Below are 18,200 nucleotides of genomic sequence, written 5' to 3'. Positions count from 1 at the left end.
GGCGGAGCAGTGATGTTCTCATGGTTCACCTGAACCTGGGGTCGGTGGCCGCCAGGGGAGGCGGATCGTGGCGGCCGGGGAGGTCCGGGCCAAACATCACCCCTGACTTAGTCCTGAGAACATGGGCGAAAGCTGTGTGTTCCTCCGTCGAAGGGGGGCGCTATCAGCGCTTCACGGCAGGGGACACCACCCCGGGGAAGACGGATACGAAGGGATCCTCTTCCTGGCCGCGGCGTAACGGGGCCGGCAGGCGGCTACTTCTCCGGCCCGGAAAACCCGTGGCCCGCGTACCGGGCGAAGTAGACGATCCACCCCAGCGCGGTCACCGCCACGAAGGACAGGGCCCGGTAGACGATCGCGGCCCCCGTGGCGTCCACCGCCGTCATTCCCGTGGCGGTCAGCGTGGCGATGATCGCCGCCTCCACCGTTCCCAGGCCGGCCGGGGTGACCTGCGCCGACCCGGCCAGTTTCGCCGTGATGTAGGCGAGCAGCACGCCCATGAGTGTGGTCTGATTGTGGGCCGGTTCCAGCAGCGGCAGGTCGCCCGTGACGGCCCAGACCGACAGCCACAGGACCAGGGCGTCGAGAAGCCGGTTGAGCAGGGAATACAGCGACACCGTGGCGAACCCCGCCGGGGTCAGTCGCACGGCGCTGAAGTGCTCGAACTGGGCGCGCAGTGCGTCGCGGCCGCGGTCGGGTTCGCGTCGCAGGGCCCGGTTGACCGTGGGCAGCACCCGCCCGGCCCAGGATTCTAGCGTGCGGGGGTGCCCGCTCAGCCAGTACACGGCGCCGATGACCAGCGCGGTGGCCACGAGGGAGCCGATCAGCGACCAGATCCCGATGTCCGCCCCCAGCAGCACCGCACCCACCCCGATGAGCATGAGCCACATGGTGGAGATCGCCGAGGAGATCACCACGAACCACCCGCTCAGCGCGATGGAGGCACCCCAGCGGCGCTGCACCTGGAACGTCAGGACGGCGGAGAAGGCCGGGCCGCCGGGCATGGTGGTGGACCAGGCGTTGGAGGCGAGGGTGATGCCCGTGGTCTCGGGAAGCGGCACCCGGACCCCTCCGGCCGCGAGCAGCAGGCGCATGACCGCGCCCATGGCCACCAGCGAACCCAGGGACGCGACGAGCGCGACGGCGATGGGGCCGGGGCGGGCGTCGCGTAGCTCACGCACCGCCTGGCCGATGAAGTCCAGCTGGTCACGGAAGAAAAAGGCGAGCACCACGAGAATCAGCAGGGGTGCCAGCCAGCGGAGCAGGTTCCGCTGGCGCATCAGCGGTCCTCGTTCAGTCGCTTCATCAGCTCCGTGAAGGGGATCAGTTCGGTGTCCTGGCCAGCGGTCTTGCCGCCGCGCGCGGCCTGGGTGTCGGGGGCGACGGACACGGAGTCGAGATCGACAACCTCGCCGTCGTCGTCACGCTTCTCGACGGCCGTTTCCACCTCATCGTCGAAGCTGGGCTCGGCGGCGTGACCACCGATGCGTTCGTAGAGGCGGCGGATGGGTGCCGGGGCCCACCAGTTGTCCTCGCGCAGCAGGTGCATGACCGCGGGGACGAGCAGCATGCGGATCACGGTGGCGTCGATGGCCAGGGCGAAGATCATGCCGAAGGCGATGTACTTCATCATGACAATGTCGGAGAGCGCGAAGGCCGCCGCGACGACGATCATGATGAGCGCCGCGGCGGTGATGATGGTGCCGGTGCGGGCGGTGCCGAGTTTGATGGCGCGGTCGGTGCTCTCGCCCCGGTCCCGGGCCTCGACCATACGGGAGACGAGGAAGACCTCGTAGTCCGTGGACAGGCCGAAGATGATGGCCACGATGAGCACCACGATGGGGCTCATGAGCGGGCCGGGCGTGAAGTTGAGTAGGCCGGAGCCGACACCCGCGACGAACATGAGGGTGAGGATTCCCAGCGTCGCACCGAGTCCGAGCGCCGTCATGATGGTGGCCTTGGCCGGGATGATGACCGAGCCGAAGACGAGGATCATGAGGATGAAGGTGGTGGCCACGAGGTAGAGCAGCATCCACGGCAGCATGTGGAAGAGCGCCTCCAGCGACTCCACCTCCATGGCCGGGGTGCCGCCAATGTTGAGCTCTACCCCCTCCGGTGCCTCGATGGCACGCAGCTGCTCGATCACGTCGGCGTTGTCCCCGCGGTCGGCGATGCCGGCGGAGAGGACGGTCGTGCCGTCGACGGTCTGACCCGCGGACATCGGCGCGGTGAGGCCCTGGATGGAGCGGGTCTGCACGACCACGTCGACGAGCTGGGTGTTGTCCGCGTTCTGCACGACCAGCTTCACCGGCTCGGTGCGGAACTGCGGGAACTTCTCGTTGAACTCGTCCTGGGCGACGCGGGTCTCCTGCGTCGGCGGGAGGTAGGACTCGTTGATCCCGCCGAAGGCGATGCCACCGATAGGCAGCATGAGCAGCAGCAGCGCGCCGCCGGCCAGGACGGTGACCTTCCGGGCGTTGCGGATCGACCACGCGGGAATCCGGTACCAGAGCGTCTCCTCGATGCGCCGTCCGCGGCGGCTCGTGCGGCGGACGGAGAACTTGTCGATGTTTCGCCCCAGCATGCCGAAGAGCGCCGGCAGCACCGTCACGGACAGGAGCGCGGCCAGCGACACGGCCGCGATGGCGCCGTAGGACACGGACTTGAGGAAGGCCTGGGGGAAGAGCAGCAGGCCGGCCAGGGCCACCACCACCATGAGGGCGGAGAAGACCACGGTCTTGCCTGCGGTGGCGGTGGTGACGGCCACGGCCCGGTCGATGGGCTGGCCCTTGTCCATCTCCTCGCGGAACCGCGAGACCATGAACAGGCCGTAGTCGATGGCCAGGCCGAGCCCGAGAAGGGTGACGATCGCCTGGGAGAAGACGTTGACCTGGAGGAAGCCGGCGAAGATGGAGAGGATGCCCAGCGCGCCGAGGATGGAGAGGATGCCCACGATCAGCGGCATCGCCGCCGCGACGACCGAGCCGAAGACGATGAGCAGCAGGATGGCCACGAAGGGCAGTCCGAGAACCTCCGCGCGGGAGATGTCCTCCGCCATTCCGGCGTCGAGGGCGTCGGCGACCGCGGTGGCTCCGGCGACCTCGACGGTCATGCCCTCGGGCAGGTCGTCGGGGACGAGGGCGTCCTCGACGGCGCGGAAGTCGCGCAGCGTCTGCTCGCCGTCGCCGGCGAGGCCGATGGCGGCGAACGCGGTGGTGCCGTCCTCGGTGATCATCTGCGGACTGCGGGTGTCGAAGTAGCTGGTCACCTCGGCGATCTCATCCGGGTGCTCCGCCTGCAGCGCCTGCAGGTGGTCGTAGGACGCCTGGAAGTAAGGCTCGCCGGCGATGCCCTCGGGGCTCTCGAAGAGCAGGATGACGTCTCCGGAGTTGTCGCGTCCGAACACCTCCTGCTCCACGGCGGCGGCGGTGGTCGAGGAGGCGTTCGGGTCCTCCCAGCCCTCCTGGCTCAGCCGGTCACCCAGGCGGGTGCCGAAGGCGAGGAAGAGCAGCAGGATGAGGCCGACCAGGACGAGCGGGACGATCCTGCGGAAGCGGTACGTGAAGTATCCCCACTTGAGAAACATGGTGCGCGGGTACTCCTACTGATCGTTGTTTCTGCTCTTGAGCAGAGAGGTGAGCGGGCGGAAGGGCTGGAGCCAGGCACCCTCGTCGGGCAGCTGGTCGAGGTTGACACGCGGCAGGGGCTCGCGGAAGACACCGGGGATGTCCTCCAGGTCCACGAAGGAGATGTTCTCGTCCGTGACGGCCCAGGCCGCGTGCTCGTGAAATCCGATGACCGTGACGGGCAGGCCCTCGGCGATGAGCTCGGCAATGGTGGCGGAGAAGTTCTGCCCGTCGGCCGAGGCGACGACGAGGCCACGCAGCGTGCCCTCGTCGCGACGCCTGCGGATGTGGGCGAGCATGTCCGGGTCGACATCCGAATCCTCGTCGATCTTCGGCTTGGCGAAGACGGCGAAACCCACGTTGCGCAGCGCCTCGACCCAGGGGCGGACCACGTCGGCGCCGCCCGGGGCGACGTTGGTGAAGACCGTCGCCTCGGGTTCGATGACCTGCCCGGTGGTCGCGGAGAGGACCGCGGCGCGCTCGATGAGCCAGCGGCCGATGGCGTCGAAACGCGGCCGGTACGCCGCGGTGGGCCGACCGCCGAGGATCGCGCCGAGGCCCATGTCCAGGTTGGGGGCGTCCCACACCAGTAGGAGGCCGTCCGGCCCGGGGAGCGCGCCGGCGTTGTAGTGGTGGGCGGATTCGTGAATGTCGCTCATGACTTCGAGGTCACGCTCATTTCGGAGTTGATTGTGGGCCTAAATAAATGAGTTCTAGGGGTTCGGCGCGTCGGTGCGCTGCCAGAGATACTCGTTGATGGTGTGGTCCTTGTCGAGACCCTTGCCCTCGAACTTGGTGATCACCTGCCGGTCCGTGAGCAGCGGTGCATCCTCCCACGGCCAGCCGCGGAACTCCAGCAGATCCTCGACCTGCACGAGCTCGTCGATCCACTCGGCGTAATCCGCGTGGTCCGTGGCCACGTGCAGCACCCCGCCGGGTTTGAGCCGGGTGGCGATCAGCCGCAGCGGGCCGGACTGGATGATGCGGCGTTTGTGGTGCCGGGCCTTCGGCCAGGGGTCCGGGAAGAAGATGCGCACGCCGTCGAGGGATTTCTCCGGGATCATCCGGGCCAGCACCTCGATGCCGTCGCCGCGGACCATGCGCACGTTGTCGATGTTCCCGCGGACGACCGCGCCCAGCAGCTTGGCCAGGCCGGGCTTGTACAGCTCCACGGCGATGACGTTGGTGTCCGCCTCCACCGGGGCCATCGCGGCCGTGGAGGTGCCGGTGCCGGAGCCGATCTCCAGGATGGTGGGGTGGCCGGAGCGTCCGAACCAGGAATCCACGTCGATCAGTTCGTCGTCAAGCACCTTTCCCAGGCGCGGCCAGTGCTCGGCGAAGGTGGCCTCCTGGTTGTCGGTCAGGGTGCCGCGACGGAACGTGACCGAGCCGAGCCGGGGATAGTCCAGGCCGTCGGTGAAGTCGGTCTGCGGGGGCCGGCCGGCGGGAAGTTCCCCGATGCCGGAAAGTTCGGGGGAGTTGTCAGTGCTATTCATCGGTCACCATTGTCCACTCGACGTGGGCGGATACCAATTCCCCCGCCGTGGGTTGTGGGTGTTTGCTGGATATATCCGGACTGCTCAACTGGCCGTGCCGGGGGTGAAGTCGGTGGTGTCCCCGCGTGGAGGTCGGGGCGCGGTGGGAAATGTCGACCTGGCGGGGCCGCGAAAAAAGGGCATACCTTTATATCCGGCGGTCGCGGGTGGGGCCCGGGCGGGGTGGTGGGGGAGGTTGGGGAGGCGGCGGGCGTGGCGGGCACCCCTGACCGGGGGTGGGCCTGCTGTGTCCTATGCCCTAAACCTGTTGGTCACTTGGTGGATAAACGCGGGTGAGGCCCCCGATTATTACCGGCGGCCCGTGGCCGGCCTCCGTAGTGCTACCCGCGGAGGTGTGCAAGTCGATATTCTGGCGCTATCAGGTTTTACCGGGAAACGGTGGTCGCGTGCGACACTTTCCCCACAAAGACACTGGGATCTAACTGGGTACCGCGTAGCTCAACGAATTCAGGAGAATCAATGACCACAGCAGTGAAAGGTCTGGCGGGAACCGCCCCGACCGAAAACGAGGATCTGATCGCCTGGATCAACTCCGCCGTAGACATGTTCCAGCCCGAGGACGTCGTCTTCGTCGACGGCAGCCGCGAAGAGTGGGACCGGCTGACCTCCGAACTGGTCGAGAGCGGCACGTTGATCAAACTCAACGAGGAGAAGCGCCCGAACAGCTTCCTCGCCCGCTCGAACCCGGCCGACGTCGCCCGTGTCGAGTCACGCACCTTCATCTGCACCAAGGAGCAGGCCGACGCCGGCCCGACCAACAACTGGGCACCGCCGGCGGCGATGAAGGAAGAGATGACCGAGCGCTTCACCGGCGCGATGAAGGGCCGCACGATGTACGTCGTGCCCTTCTGCATGGGACCGATCAGCGACCCCAACCCCAAGCTCGGCGTGCAGCTCACCGACTCGCCCTACGTCGTGCTCTCCATGGGCATCATGACCCGCATGGGCACAGAGGCGCTGGAGAAGCTCGGCACCGACGGTTCCTTCGTCCCCTGCCTCCACTCCGTGGGCGCCCCCCTCGAGCCCGGTGAGCAGGACGTCCCCTGGCCCTGCAACGACACCAAATACATCACCCACTTCCCGGACACCAAGGAGATCTGGTCCTACGGCTCCGGCTACGGCGGCAACGCCATCCTGGCCAAGAAGTGCTACGCCCTGCGCATCGCCTCCAAGATGGCGCAGGAAGAGGGCTGGATGGCCGAGCACATGCTCATCCTCAAGCTCACCAGCCCCGAGGGCAAGGCCTACCATGTCGCGGGCGCGTTCCCGTCCGCCTGCGGCAAGACCAACCTGGCCATGATCACCCCGACCATCGAGGGCTGGAGCTCCGAGGTCGTCGGCGACGACATCGCCTGGATGCACCTGCGCGAGGACGGCCTCTACGCCGTCAACCCGGAGAACGGCTTCTTCGGCGTCGCCCCGGGCACGAGCTACGACTCCAACCCCATCGCCATGGAGACCATCGACAAGGGCAACACCCTGTTCACCAACGTCGCGCTCACCGATGACGGCGACGTCTGGTGGGAGGGCATGGACGGCGAGAAGCCCGAGCACCTCATCGACTGGCGTGGCAAGGACTGGACCCCCGAGTCCGGCAGCAACGCCGCCCACCCCAACTCCCGCTACTGCGTGCCCCTCGCGCAGACCCCGACCGCCGCGCCGGAGTTCGACGACTGGAAGGGTGTCAAGCTCGACGCCATCCTCTTCGGCGGCCGCCGCGCGGACACCGTCCCCCTGGTCACCGAGATCGAGGACTGGGAGCGCGCCGTCCTGCACGGCACCCTGCTCTCCTCCGGCCAGACGGCCGCCTCCGCCGAGGCCCAGGTGGGCACCCTGCGCCACGACCCCATGGCCATGCTGCCCTTCATCGGCTACAACGTCGGCGACTACCTGCAGCACTGGCTCGACATGGGCGAGAAGGGCGGCGACCGCATGCCGTCCGTCTTCATGGTCAACTGGTTCCGCCGCGGCGACGACAAGCGTTTCCTCTGGCCCGGTTTCGGCGAGAACTCGCGAGTGCTCAAGTGGATCGTCGACCGCATCGAGGGCCGCGTCGAGGCCGACAAGACCGTCCTGGGCAACACCGCCCGCGCGGAGGACATCGACATGACCGGCCTGGACGCCGACATGGACGACGTGCGCGAGGCGCTCACCGCTCCCCCCGAGCAGTGGGCTGCCTCCATCGAGGACAACGCCGAGTACCTCGACGACCTCGGCTCCCGCGTGCCGGGTCGCATCCACGAGCTCTTCGACGACCTGAAGAAGCGCATCGAGGACGCCGACTAGTTCCCCGCCTGCGGCGTGTGTCGGTCTTGAGGACGCGTTCTGAAAGCGCGCGGTCTCGGGGAGACCGACACACGCCGGACATCGGCCCCTGAGGTCTTGAGGGCGCCTTCTTTCGACCGACTGGTTGAGGAAGGCGCCCTCAAGACCAACCGCAGCCCGGGGCCACCACCCAGCCTCTAGGAGATACACCCGCCATGACCCACGCCTCAGATCCCGTCGTCATCCTCGCCGGTGCCCGTACCCCGCAGGGCAAGCTGCTCGGCGCCCTCTCCTCCCAGACCGCGGTGGACCTCGGCGCCCACGCCATCAAAAACGCCGTCGAGCGCTCCGGGGTGTCTCCCGAGGACGTCAACTACGTCATCATGGGCCAGGTCATCCAGGCGGGTGCGGGCCAGAACCCCGCCCGCCAGGCGGCCGTCCAGGCCGGAATCCCCTGGAACGTTCCCGCGGAGACCATCAACAAACTCTGCCTCTCGGGGCTGGACTCCGTGATCCACGCTGCACGCCTCCTGCAGCTCGGTGACGCCGACGTGGTCGTCGCCGGCGGTCAGGAATCGATGAGCAACGCCCCGCGCGTGGTCAAGGGCTCACGCGCGGGCACGCCCTACGGCGGGCTGCAGCTCGAGGACACCCTCGAGGTCGACGGCCTGGTCGACGCGTTCGACAAGGTCTCCATGGGCGTGCTCACCGAGGGGCCGCTGAATGATCTGAGCATTACCCGCGAGGAGCAGGACAACGTGGCGGCGCAGTCGCACCGCCGCGCCGCCGCGGCCCGCGAGCAGGGGGTCTTCGCCGAGGAGATCGCCCCGGTGAGCATTCCCCAGCGCAAGGGCGACGACGTGGTGGTGGACTCCGACGAGGGGATCAGGCCGGACACGAGCGTCGAAACGCTGGCGAAACTCCGTCCCGCCTTCGTCCGCGAGTCGGGCACCATCACCGCCGGCAACTCCTCGCCGATCTCCGACGGCGCGGCAGCGCTCGTGCTCACCCGCAGGTCCTGGGCCGAGGAGCGCGGCCTGGACTACCTCGCCGAGCTCGGCGCCGCCGGGCAGACCGCGGGGCCGGACAACTCCCTGCACGCGCAGCCGGCGGATTCGCTGCTCAAGGCCCTGGGCCGCCAGGGATGGCAGGCCTCGGACCTGGACTTCATCGAGATCAACGAGGCCTTCGGCGCCGTGGCCGTGAAATCGCTGCGCGCGCTGGACTACCCGCTCGAGCAGTGCAACATCCACGGCGGCGCCATCGCGCTCGGCCATCCCATCGGCGCATCGGGCGCCCGCCTCGCGCTCACCGCGGCCTACGAACTCAAGCGCCGCGGCTCCGGCAAAGCGGGCGTGAGCCTCTGCGGCGGCGGCGGACAGGGCGACGCCCTGCTGCTCTCGCGCTCCTAGGGCTCCTAGAGCTTCCGGGCAACCACCACCAGGTTGCTCACCAGGAACTCCCGGAGCACCGGGACACGCACCATCCACCACGCCCACCACGGGTGGTAACGCGGGAAACACAGCTCCACCGACGCCAGCCCCCGGCGCTCCAGCGACCGGGCCCAGGCCAGGCCGTCGGCGCAGGAGACGTCGAAAAGCGACTGGCCCCACACGTTCTTCGGCGCCCGTCCGTGGCGCCGCTCGTACCTGCGGCGCGCGAACTCGCCGCCGACGTAGTGCTCCCACAGGCCGGTCTCGTGACCGCCGAAGGGCCCGAGCCAGACGGTGTAGGAGAGAATTGCCAGGCCACCCGGCCGGGTCACCCGCAGCATCTCATCACCCATGGCGGTGAAGTCGGGCACGTGCTCGGCGACGTTGGAGGAATAGACCACGTCGAAGCTGTCGGTGGCGAAGGGCAGGGCGGTGCCGTCGCCACGCACGGCGGCGGCCACGTCGATGCCCGCGGCGGACATCTCGCCCACGTCGGGCTCCAGGCCCACGTACCAGGCGCCGCGCGCGGCGAAGGCGTCGGCGAAGTAGCCCGGCCCGCCGCCCACGTCGAGGACGGCCCGGCCGGCGAGGTGGTGGCCACGGGCGTCGAGAAGCAGTGCCTCCACCAGTTGTGCGGTGTCCTCCGCGAGGCCGCCGTAGAAGAGATCCGGGCGCGGCTGCTCGTGGCGGAAGGAGCGCAGCAGCGACCACGACCGGGACAGGGTGGCTAATCGACGGGTGGCAGGTGCATTCACGGGAGCCAAGTCTAGGCTGGTGCGGAAATCATGAGAATTCTTCTGTTGTGCTGGCGCGACTCGACCCACCCCCAGGGAGGTGGCTCCGAGCGCTACCTCGAGCGTGTCGGGGAGTACCTGGCGGCCCGTGGCCACGACGTGGTCTACCGCACCGCCGGGCACACCGACGCGCCCCGGCGCAGCAGGAGGAACGGGGTGCGTTACTCCCGTTCGGGCGGCAAATACACCGTGTACCTCAACGCCCTCGGCGGGCTTGCGCTGGGCCGGCTCGGCCTGGGGACCCTGCGTAGGTTCGACGTGGTGGTGGACACCCAGAACGGCATCCCGTTCTTTGCCCGCCTCATCTCCGGCGCGCCGACCGTGCTGCTCACCCATCACCGGCACAGGGAGCAGTGGCCGGTGGCCGGGCGACTGATCGGGCGTTTCGGCTGGTTCCTGGAGTCCCGGGTCGCCCCGCTCGTCTACCGCGGGGCGCCGTACGTGACGGTGTCGGAATCCTCGCGGGCGGACCTCGCCGAGCTGGGGATCTCCGAGGGCGACATCAGCATCATCGCCAACGGCATCGACCCGGTCCCGGCGCAGGTGCCGCGCATTGCGGACGACGGCCATACCCACCTGGTCACGCTGTCGCGGCTGGTCCCGCACAAGCAGATCGAGCACGCCATCGACGTGGTCCGGGAGTTGCCGGACGACGTGGTGCTCGACGTCATCGGCAGCGGCTGGTGGGCCGATGAGCTACGCGAGTACGCCCAGGACGCCCGCGTGATCTTCCATGGGCAGGTCACCGAGGACTACAAACACGCCCTGCTCGCCCGCGCCGCGATCCACCTCATGCCCTCGCGCAAGGAGGGCTGGGGTCTGGCCGTCGTCGAGGCTGCCCAGCACGGGGTGCCCACCATCGGCTACGTCGACGCCGGCGGGCTGCGCGACTCCGTCGTCGACGGCACCACCGGGGTGCTGGTCAACGGCCCGAAGGACCTTCCCGGTGCTGTGCGGGTGCTGCTCAGCGACGAACCCCGCCGCCGCGCCCTCGGCGAGGCCGCCCGCGAACTGGCGGCGGGTTACTCGTGGGAGGAGACCGGCCGGCGTTTCGAGGAACTGCTGCGCCGGGTGGCTAAATAGGTCAGCAACGCGCCAACGGCCAGCCACCACAGCGTCAGGGCCACACCCGTGCGGGTGGGCTGCGGCGCGGCGGCGGTCTCCGTGACCTGACCGTCCGGGGTGACGATGAGCCCGACACCCAGGCGTTCCAGCAACCCGAGGTCGCCGGCGGCCCAGGCACGTTCGACGGCCTGGTAACGCCGGGTGGGCAGGTCGGTGACGTGGGAATCGACACGCAGCTCGCCGGACTCCACCTTGCTCAGCGCCCGGGCATAGGGGTCGAGGATGACCCGCCCGTCCAGCTCAACAAGCGTGCCGCGGCCGGGGAAGTAGACGTCCCGCCCGTCGGCCCGCTCCACCAGTTGAGTGTCCACGGCGATCTCCACCGGGCGCAGCTGCTGCAGCTCCCGGGGCGCGTCGGGCACCTGCAGCAGCGCCAGCGCCAGGGCGGCGACGGCGGGCCAGCGGCTGAGCAGGCCGGCCAAAGCAACGTAGCCGGGGATGGCCAGCATCACCAGCTTCTGCGAGTCCCGCAGCAGCCCGCCGCCGGGAACCTCGGAGACGAACAGGCCCATTAGTTCCGGGGCGAGCCAGGCCAGCGTCGCCCCGCCGAGGCCCAGGCCGGTGAGGATCAGCAGCGGGGCGGGGCAGCGCCGCCACGCGGTGAGCAGCACCGCGGCCAGCGCCACCCCGAACAGCGCGAACCCGTTCTCCCGCGAGGCGGGCACCGCGTCGGCGTTCCAGATCCCGCCCAGGCCCAGCAGCGCGCCGGGGGTGCCCACGAACTGCTCGGCCCGCGGGGCGAAGGCCGCGGCCGAGCTGGCGAGGGAGTCCGCGGCCCCCAGGAACCCGGGCACCAGCCAGGGCACACTCACCGCCGCCCCGGCGAGCAGGAGGCCGGCGCGGGCGGCCCAGGATCGGGCGGTGGCCACGGCCACGAGTGAGGCCATGAGCGCGCCCGTCGGGGTGAGCGAGGCGGCGAACACCGTGGCGGCTGACAGGTAGACCCGTCCGGACAGGGCCGCGGCGGCCACGAGCGGCAGCAGCCAGGCGGCGATGACCAGCGACCACTGGCCCTGGAGCAGGCGTTCCACCACGAAGGGGTTCCACACCGCCACGGTCATGGCCGCGGCCACCGCCCACGCGGAGGCGCGGGGATTGACCACCCGGGCCAGCCGCGCGGCGCCGAATGCGCCGGTGCCGGCACCGGCGACGATGAGCAGGCGGGCGAACCACGAGGCGTCGACAAGCAATCCCACCAGGGCGAGCACCCCGTCCTGGGGCGCGTTGCGGGCGGGCAGGTCGCCGAAACCCACGGCCGAGGGGCTCAGGGCGGGGGAGTCGAGCACGAGCATGTCGCGCAGCGCCAGATCGCCCGGCGCGAGGAGCGGGTGGGTCAGCGCGCCGACGAGGAAGACGGCCCACGCGACCAGCAGGGCGCGGCTCAGGACCGCTCCCGCGCGGCTCGGGCCGCGAGGGCCCGGCGGTGCTTCCAGACCAGGTACATCATGCGCAGCACGAGCAGCACGGCGGCGGTGGTGCCGATCCACGCGAGGACCTGCAGCGTGCGCAGCATGGCGCTCAGGTGCTCGGCGTCGTCGAGACGCGTCGCCTTCGTCGCCTCGTCCCACGTCACGTGCTGCTGGAAGATGGTGCGCCCGGCGGCGGGCTCGCTGATCGACGTCTGCCGCGCCTCCCAGCCGTCCGCGGCGTAGTACAGGTGATAGGTCCCGTCGACGTCGAGGATGCGGCCCGTGCGGGAGTCGACGAGGAGGTCGCGGGTGGCGGAGTAGTAGGGGTGCTGGTCGGGGCGCGGCGGCAGCACCTCCGCGAGGGCGCCGGCCACCGGCTGCGCCTCGATGGTCTGGGTGTAGCGGTAGGCCTCGACGCTGCCCACGGTCACCTCGTCGACGAAGTCCAGCGGGGTGGTGTCGCGCGTGACGGGATCGAGGTAGGCGTAGGAACGGCGCTCGGGGCCGAAGGGGAAGAAGTGGCGCAGCCCGGCCGGCGCTTCACTCTCGAAGTCCGCGCTGGTGCCACCCAGCTCCACCAGCTGCCGCGCCGGCGAGCCGGGGACGGGGAAGGTGGCGCCCCGGTCGACGGTGAGCTCCTCGCGCAGCTGCCCGATCTGTTCGTCACCGAGGAACACGCGGGTCTCGGACTGCGCAGTGGCCTCGCTGCGGTCCGCGCCTGGGCTGGTGCGTTCGTGCTGCTCCAGGTGGCCCGTGCCGGTGATGGCCTCGTCGCCCTGCAGCACGGTCATGGGGGCGGATTCGGTGACGTAGGTGTTGTCGACATCGCGGGGCAGGGGCTCGAGAAACCACAGGACCATCGGGGCCAGGAAGGAGCCGAAGAGGAACGCCACCAGCGTCAAGGCCCCCAGCCAGGCCAGCCGCCGGCGTGGGAGGCGCGGTGCGGCAGTCGTGTCCACGCGAACCCCTTCCATATACAATCGCGTCACCTCTAACAGTTGACGACGATACGGGAGCGCTCATGGCCACCGCCGCTCAGGCCTCCCGCGCCCACCGGCACCTGCCCGCCCTCGAGGGGCTGCGTTTCGTCGCCGCGGCCGGGGTGGTGGCCACCCATGCGGCCTTCCAGACCGGCATGGACCCCGCATCGCCCGTCGGTTCCGTTCTCGCGCGTTTCGACTTCTTCGTCTCCGTCTTCTACGCCCTCTCGGCCTTCCTCCTGTGGCGCTCCTACGGACCGGGCACGGGGCGCCTGCAGGTGGGGCGCTACTGGCGATCGCGGGCCGGGCGCATCCTGCCGGCCTACCTCGCGCTGGTGGTCACCGTGGTGGTGCTGCTTCCCGAGGCCACGACGATGACCTGGCGACAGGTGCTGGCCAACCTCACGATGACGCAGATCTACTGGCCGGACGGGCTGGTCGGCGGCCTGACGCACCTGTGGTCCCTGTGCGTGGAGGCGGCGTTCTACCTGGTGTTTCCCCTGGTGGTGCTGGCTTTGCGACGTCTGCGGCCCGCCAGCCGGATGGCCGCGATCGCCGCCCTGGCCGTGCTCAGCCTCGGGTGGGCCTACCTCCCGTTTGTCGCCGACACCCCGGCAGACGGCGTGGCCAACCGGCAGATCTGGCCCCCGGCGTACGCCAGCTGGTTTGCCGTGGGCCTGCTCGCCGCGGAGTACGAGGGGCGCCGCGTGCCCCGGATCTTCCGGGTGCGCTGGCTGTGGTGGGCGCTCGCCCTGCTCACCGCCTGGGTGGCGGGGCAGGAGTGGTTCGGCCCCCTCGGCCTGACCCACCCTTCCCCGGGGGAGTTCGTCCGCCGCATCCTCGCCGGGGCGGCGTTCGCGTTCTGCGTGGTTGTCCCCGTGGCCCTCGCGCCGGGCGATAGGGTCCTGTCCTCGCCCGTGATGACCACGCTCGGGCGCTGGTCCTACTCGGTGTTCCTCTGGCACCTGCCCGTCATGGCGGTGGTGTTCCCCCTCACCGGGATCGACTACTTCTCCGGGCATTTTCCGCTCGTTTTTGCCCTCACCCTGGCCCTGACGGTGGTGGTGTCGGCGCTGAGCTACGAGTTCATCGAGCTCCCGGGGGCGCGGTTGGTGCGGGGCAGAAGGCCCGGCAGTGAGCAGGCCAGCGCGGCGGCCAGCACCCACTGAAGAACGTCCACGTCGCCCGCGTAGGTCGGCGAGGGCCAGGGGGAGCGCGCCAGCCATGCTCCCGCGACGGCCACCAGCCCCGCCGCCAGCCACGGCCCGCGGATGAGGGTGAAATAACGGATCGCGGCCACCGCAGCCGCGGCGATCAGCCCGGCCGGGCCGGCCACGACAAACAGCGCCGCCAGCCCGGCGATGATGGTGGCGGTGGGGTTGCCCTCGGGAAGCTCGCCCCGCTCGCGCCCCCGGCGCCCGGACAGGCCCACCACGGCGCAGGCCAGCAGCGTCAGCGCGAGCAGCGCCCCGCCCATGATGAGCGAGCCGCGGTAGGCGCGCTCGCCGGCAAAACTCACCTCGACGGGGCCCTCGACCCCCTCGGGCAGCACAAAACCCTGCATGCCGGCGCCGACCCGGCGCGGCTCGAGCTCCACGCCGCCCGCGTGCGCGCGCAGCCCCTCGTTCGCCGAGAGCCCGGAGTAGTAGAGGTTCTCCCCGGTCGCGGGTGCGAACCCGGGTTCGGTGAGGGTGACCCAGGTGGCCTCGGTGTCCAGGCGGTGCTGTCCGGCCGGCAGCTCGAGGGTGTCGCCGGGGTGGTGCTCCTGGTCGTCGATAAGCACGGGTCCGTCGGAATCCAGCCGCACCGTCATGTCGCGCGGGGCGGTGAAATCGCGCACGAGCACGCCGGTGTCCACCAGGAGCCGCTGGAAGAGGAACTGCCGCACGTTCGGGGAGGTGTCCGGCACCGTGACCACCCGCTCGGCGGGGTGGCCGTCGACGGAGATCTCCGCGATGCCCACCGCTGCTGGGCCGGCGAGGGTCACGCGGATCGCGCCGGTCGCGGGCCCGGGCACGACGACCTCGGCCTCCTCCCCGCCGGTCAACGCCACGGTCGTGGCCGCCTCCCCGGAACTGACGGTAACCTCCGAGTCGTCCGTCGCCGTGATGCGCACGTGCTCCTGCCCGGCGAAGTCCCCGGCCAGCTCGATCCATTCCCCGCTCGCCGCGCCGGGAGCGGGCCACCAGGCGGTGTCGGGATGCTTGTCGACGCCCGCCGTCACCGACTTGGCCACGTCAGCCCCGCCGAAGGCGGTCGCGTCCGCCGCCGACGAGGACGCGGAGACCCGCAGGCCGTGCTCGACCACCCGGGTGAGCGGCCCGGCGGAGGGGTAGTCACGCGCCCGGTTGCGCACGTCCGCGCCCTCCTCGGGGTGGGCCAGCGGGGCGGAGACCGGATTGTCCAGCGTGCCGTAGTTGCGGGCGACGGCCAGGGGTGTGTCGGTGACCACGTCGGCATCGGTGGCGACGAGCTCGCGCGGGGCGGGTTCGGTGAGGGTGTCCAGCAGCGCGACGGATTCGCCGCCGCCGGCCACCCGCAGCGGTGCGGTGTCGCTGGTGTGCGCGCCCGCGTCCGGGTCGAGCAGCACCACCTCGATCTCGCCGAACCCGTGGACCCGCGCGCCGGGGACGGACTCCGCGAGCGCCTCGGCGTCCACTGGCTCAGCGTTCTCCAGGTCGTGGCGCACCAGCACCGCCCCGATCCCCGCCTGTACCAGCGCGGGTCCGGCCTGTTCCGGGAGCTGGTGCAGCACGGCCATCATGCCGTCGAGCCCGCGCACCGCCTCCGGGTCGACCAGGGGGATGGCGTCGCGCACGGCCCAGGGGACGTCGAGAAGCGGCTGCGCGGGTTCGTCGCGGGTCCAGCCCCAGTCCTGTCGGGCGAAGGGGGTCTCCGGGGCGATGAGCGTGCGGGTGCCGGCGGCGTTGTCGTTGAGGAAGGCCGTGGCCTCCAGCCAGTAGTCCGGGATCTCGTTCCACGTGCCCGTGGGCAGCAGGCGCGCGGAGAGGGCGGGGGAGACGGCGGCCAGCGCCACGAGCGAGACGAGCACCGCGCCCGCGTGGCGCCGGCTCGGGTGGGCGAGGTCGGCCGCGGTGGTGGGCAGGGACAGCCGGCTGCCCAGGTGGGCCAGGCCGATGAGCAGGGGAATGCGCACCAGCGGGTCGGCCTTGTGGATGTTGCGGAATGCGGCGAGGGGGCCGTCGAGAAGCTCCAGCCACCCGGCCGCGAAGGGGCCGTGCGCGGCGCCGAGCAGCGCGACCCCGGTGAAGAGCATGACCAGCCACAGCGAGCGCCGGGGCAGCAGGCACAGGCCGACGAGACCGGCCGCCGCCACGGCCATGGTGACCAGGACATACACCGGCTGCAGCACCAGCAGGGCGCCGGCGGTGCGTTCGGTGTCCACGAAGGGTGCCCAGCTGGTCGTGCCTCGGAGGATCTCCGCGAGGTTCAGCCAGCGGTTGGTCACGAAGGAGGACTCGATGAAGTCCGTGAACGGCGCAGAGTAACGGCCCAGGACCAGGAGCGGGCCGATCCACCACGCGCTGACCAGCGCGCAGCCCAGCAGCCACAGCCCGGCGAACCCGGCACCGCGGCCGCGCGCGGCGAGCACCCTGACCAGCAGGGCGATACCCGCCGGCAGGCAGGCCAGCAGCGTGGCCGAGGCGTTGACCGCCCCCATGAGTGCCACCGGCACGATCGCCCCGACCAGTGCACGTCTGTCCAGGCGCGGCGAGAGCACCGCCGCCACCACCCAGGGAGACAGCATGACCGGCCAGGTCTCCGAGGAGATGGCCGTCAGCGTGGTGAGCGTGCGCGGGGAGAAGGCGAAGAGCGCGGCGGCGAGGAAACGGAAGGCGGGCGAGCCGATGTCGATACGCCGCAGCAGCACGAGGAAACCGGAGTAACCCACGCCGACGACGAGGGTCCACCAGAGCCGCTGCGCGACCCAGTCGGGCAGAAAGTCCGTGAGCAGGAAAAACAGGCCGTGCGGGAAGAGATACCCGTAGGCCTGGTTCTGCAGCTGGCCCAGGGTGAAGTCGGCGGAGTAGGCCGAGGCGGCCCCGGCGAGGAAACCCGCGGGATCGACCATGAGGTCGAGCTTGGTGTCCGCGGCCACCTCACCCCACGGCTGCACCGCCATGACCAGGGCGATGAGCGTCCAGCCGAGCAGGTGCGCGCGGGCGCCGGAGACGGCGCGATGCCGGGCAGTTATTGGCGGGTGCCGTACTCGGGGCTACCCATGACGGCCTGTTCGGCGGGAACCGCGTTGCCCTGGGGCACGGTGTTCTGACCGGAGAACAGGGCCAGTCCCACCACACCGACGACACCGAGGGCGACGCCGACGACGGCACTGGCCACGACGGGGCCGAGGGTGCGACGGTTGAGGGAATCAGATTCGAGCGCCATGTTTCGGGAGCCTACCAGGCCAAGGCGCTGCTAAAACGCGCTGAGCGGCGTTTCGGAGGAGTAGTCCTCCGACTCCGGCCCGTCCGAACCCGTCGGCGGCACGATGAACACGGGCAGGCCGGCGTTCTGCAGGATCTGCTCCGCCGTGGAGCTGTTGAACCAGCTGCGCACCCCGGACAACCCGCGGGTGCCCACGACGATGACATCCACCTTGAGCTCCTTAGCGGCGTCGACGATGGCCTGGGAAGTCGTGCCGGAGGTCTCCACCAGGTGCGCGCGGGACTTCAGGCCCAGCTCGTGGGCGAGTTCCACGCCGTCTTCGAGGATGCTCAGGGCGTGCGCCTGCGCTGCGTCGGTGCCCTCGCCCTCCGGGTCGATCTCCACGGTGGTCTGCGGCATCCCGGTGCGGCCCAGCGCCCGGGCGGTCTGGCGGGTGACCGGCTCCCACGCGGTGATGAGTTCGACGGTGTCGGGGCGCAGCAGCTCCGCGGCCCGGACGAGGGCGTGGCGGGCGCGTCGGGAGCCGTCGTAGGCGATGAGCATGGAGGTCGGTTGGGTAGACAAGACTCGGGGAGCACTACTCCTGGGTCGGGTGTAGAGGG

At 70.4% G+C, this 18,200-nt stretch carries 14 protein-coding genes; 4 read left to right on the top strand and 10 right to left on the bottom strand.

Features of this window, described 5'->3' with window-relative positions; translation table 11 throughout:
- Positions 1 to 254 precede the first annotated feature (254 nt).
- The 4 genes from CDOO_RS12270 to trmB are packed head-to-tail and all read right to left on the bottom strand — an operon-like array spanning position 255 to position 5,122.
- Positions 255 to 1,280 (bottom strand): lysylphosphatidylglycerol synthase transmembrane domain-containing protein, encoded by a 1,026-nt coding sequence (locus tag CDOO_RS12270; RefSeq protein ID WP_018022063.1) that lies wholly within the window; start codon positions 1,278 to 1,280, stop codon positions 255 to 257.
- Entirely contained in the window at positions 1,280 to 3,586 is a 2,307-nt protein-coding gene (locus tag CDOO_RS12265; protein WP_018022064.1) for an MMPL family transporter, read from the bottom strand. The genes CDOO_RS12270 and CDOO_RS12265 overlap by 1 nt, the downstream gene beginning before the upstream one ends.
- 15 nt (positions 3,587 to 3,601) lie before the next feature.
- Positions 3,602 to 4,285: an NYN domain-containing protein gene (locus tag CDOO_RS12260; protein WP_018022065.1), complete on the bottom strand. Its 684-nt coding sequence runs from the start codon at positions 4,283 to 4,285 to the stop codon at positions 3,602 to 3,604.
- A 54-nt stretch (positions 4,286 to 4,339) separates the two neighbouring features.
- Positions 4,340 to 5,122, bottom strand: a complete 783-nt coding sequence (trmB, locus tag CDOO_RS12255) for a tRNA (guanosine(46)-N7)-methyltransferase TrmB (RefSeq protein WP_018022066.1) — start codon at positions 5,120 to 5,122, stop codon at positions 4,340 to 4,342.
- Positions 5,123 to 5,641: 519 nt separating this feature from the next.
- On the opposite strand from trmB, the gene CDOO_RS12250 reads away from it, so the two are divergent.
- Together CDOO_RS12250 and CDOO_RS12245 are read left to right on the top strand one after the other, a co-directional pair.
- Positions 5,642 to 7,468, top strand: a complete 1,827-nt coding sequence (locus CDOO_RS12250) for a phosphoenolpyruvate carboxykinase (GTP) (RefSeq protein WP_020384622.1) — start codon at positions 5,642 to 5,644, stop codon at positions 7,466 to 7,468.
- A gap of 194 nt (positions 7,469 to 7,662) precedes the next feature.
- A complete protein-coding gene (locus tag CDOO_RS12245) occupies positions 7,663 to 8,859 on the top strand; it encodes an acetyl-CoA C-acetyltransferase (RefSeq protein WP_018022068.1) in 1,197 nt (398 codons plus the stop codon).
- Between the two features lie 5 nt (positions 8,860 to 8,864).
- Here the strand turns inward: CDOO_RS12245 and CDOO_RS12240 are convergent, their stop codons facing one another.
- Complete coding sequence (locus CDOO_RS12240; protein ID WP_020384623.1) at positions 8,865 to 9,635, bottom strand: class I SAM-dependent methyltransferase; 771 nt, start codon at positions 9,633 to 9,635, stop codon at positions 8,865 to 8,867.
- Positions 9,636 to 9,665: 30 nt separating this feature from the next.
- On the opposite strand from CDOO_RS12240, the gene CDOO_RS12235 reads away from it, so the two are divergent.
- Entirely contained in the window at positions 9,666 to 10,757 is a 1,092-nt protein-coding gene (locus CDOO_RS12235; protein ID WP_026159380.1) for a glycosyltransferase family 4 protein, read from the top strand.
- Here the strand turns inward: CDOO_RS12235 and CDOO_RS12230 are convergent.
- Together CDOO_RS12230 and CDOO_RS12225 are read right to left on the bottom strand one after the other, a co-directional pair.
- On the bottom strand, positions 10,697 to 12,184 hold the full coding sequence (locus tag CDOO_RS12230) for an MmpA family trehalose lipid delivery protein (RefSeq protein WP_038574099.1): 1,488 nt from the start codon (positions 12,182 to 12,184) through the stop codon (positions 10,697 to 10,699). The genes CDOO_RS12235 and CDOO_RS12230 overlap by 61 nt on opposite strands.
- Positions 12,181 to 13,167, bottom strand: coding sequence for a porin PorA family protein (locus CDOO_RS12225; RefSeq protein WP_018022072.1), 987 nt, complete (start codon positions 13,165 to 13,167; stop codon positions 12,181 to 12,183). The genes CDOO_RS12230 and CDOO_RS12225 overlap by 4 nt, the downstream gene beginning before the upstream one ends.
- A gap of 62 nt (positions 13,168 to 13,229) precedes the next feature.
- Here CDOO_RS12225 and CDOO_RS12220 point away from each other — a divergent pair, with 62 nt between their 5' ends.
- Positions 13,230 to 14,357: an acyltransferase family protein gene (locus CDOO_RS12220; RefSeq protein ID WP_026159382.1), complete on the top strand. Its 1,128-nt coding sequence runs from the start codon at positions 13,230 to 13,232 to the stop codon at positions 14,355 to 14,357.
- Here CDOO_RS12220 and CDOO_RS12215 read toward each other — a convergent pair.
- The 3 genes from CDOO_RS12215 to CDOO_RS12205 form a co-directional block, all read right to left on the bottom strand.
- Positions 14,267 to 17,332, bottom strand: coding sequence for an alpha-(1->3)-arabinofuranosyltransferase domain-containing protein (locus CDOO_RS12215; protein ID WP_018022075.1), 3,066 nt, complete (start codon positions 17,330 to 17,332; stop codon positions 14,267 to 14,269). The two genes, CDOO_RS12220 and CDOO_RS12215, sit on opposite strands and share 91 nt — an antisense overlap.
- A gap of 68 nt (positions 17,333 to 17,400) precedes the next feature.
- Positions 17,401 to 17,598, bottom strand: coding sequence for a DUF2613 domain-containing protein (locus CDOO_RS12210; protein WP_018022076.1), 198 nt, complete (start codon positions 17,596 to 17,598; stop codon positions 17,401 to 17,403).
- A gap of 30 nt (positions 17,599 to 17,628) precedes the next feature.
- Positions 17,629 to 18,162: a universal stress protein gene (locus tag CDOO_RS12205; protein ID WP_020384624.1), complete on the bottom strand. Its 534-nt coding sequence runs from the start codon at positions 18,160 to 18,162 to the stop codon at positions 17,629 to 17,631.
- Positions 18,163 to 18,200: the final 38 nt, after the last annotated feature.

Source organism: Corynebacterium doosanense CAU 212 = DSM 45436, from assembly GCF_000767055.1.
Classification (GTDB): Bacteria; Actinomycetota; Actinomycetes; order Mycobacteriales; family Mycobacteriaceae; genus Corynebacterium; species Corynebacterium doosanense.
This window is presented reverse-complemented; position numbering and strand designations above follow the sequence as displayed.

Coding starts and splice junctions, on each gene's coding strand:
- CDOO_RS12245 (WP_018022068.1), top strand. CDS start 7,663: ATGACCCACGCCTCAGATCCCGTCGTCATCCTCGCCGGTGCCCGTACC.
- CDOO_RS12270 (WP_018022063.1), bottom strand. CDS start 1,280: ATGCGCCAGCGGAACCTGCTCCGCTGGCTGGCACCCCTGCTGATTCTC.
- CDOO_RS12215 (WP_018022075.1), bottom strand. CDS start 17,332: ATGGCGGTGCAGCCGTGGGGTGAGGTGGCCGCGGACACCAAGCTCGAC.
- CDOO_RS12210 (WP_018022076.1), bottom strand. CDS start 17,598: ATGGCGCTCGAATCTGATTCCCTCAACCGTCGCACCCTCGGCCCCGTC.
- trmB (WP_018022066.1), bottom strand. CDS start 5,122: ATGAATAGCACTGACAACTCCCCCGAACTTTCCGGCATCGGGGAACTT.
- CDOO_RS12265 (WP_018022064.1), bottom strand. CDS start 3,586: ATGTTTCTCAAGTGGGGATACTTCACGTACCGCTTCCGCAGGATCGTC.
- CDOO_RS12235 (WP_026159380.1), top strand. CDS start 9,666: ATGAGAATTCTTCTGTTGTGCTGGCGCGACTCGACCCACCCCCAGGGA.
- CDOO_RS12220 (WP_026159382.1), top strand. CDS start 13,230: ATGGCCACCGCCGCTCAGGCCTCCCGCGCCCACCGGCACCTGCCCGCC.
- CDOO_RS12250 (WP_020384622.1), top strand. CDS start 5,642: ATGACCACAGCAGTGAAAGGTCTGGCGGGAACCGCCCCGACCGAAAAC.
- CDOO_RS12260 (WP_018022065.1), bottom strand. CDS start 4,285: ATGAGCGACATTCACGAATCCGCCCACCACTACAACGCCGGCGCGCTC.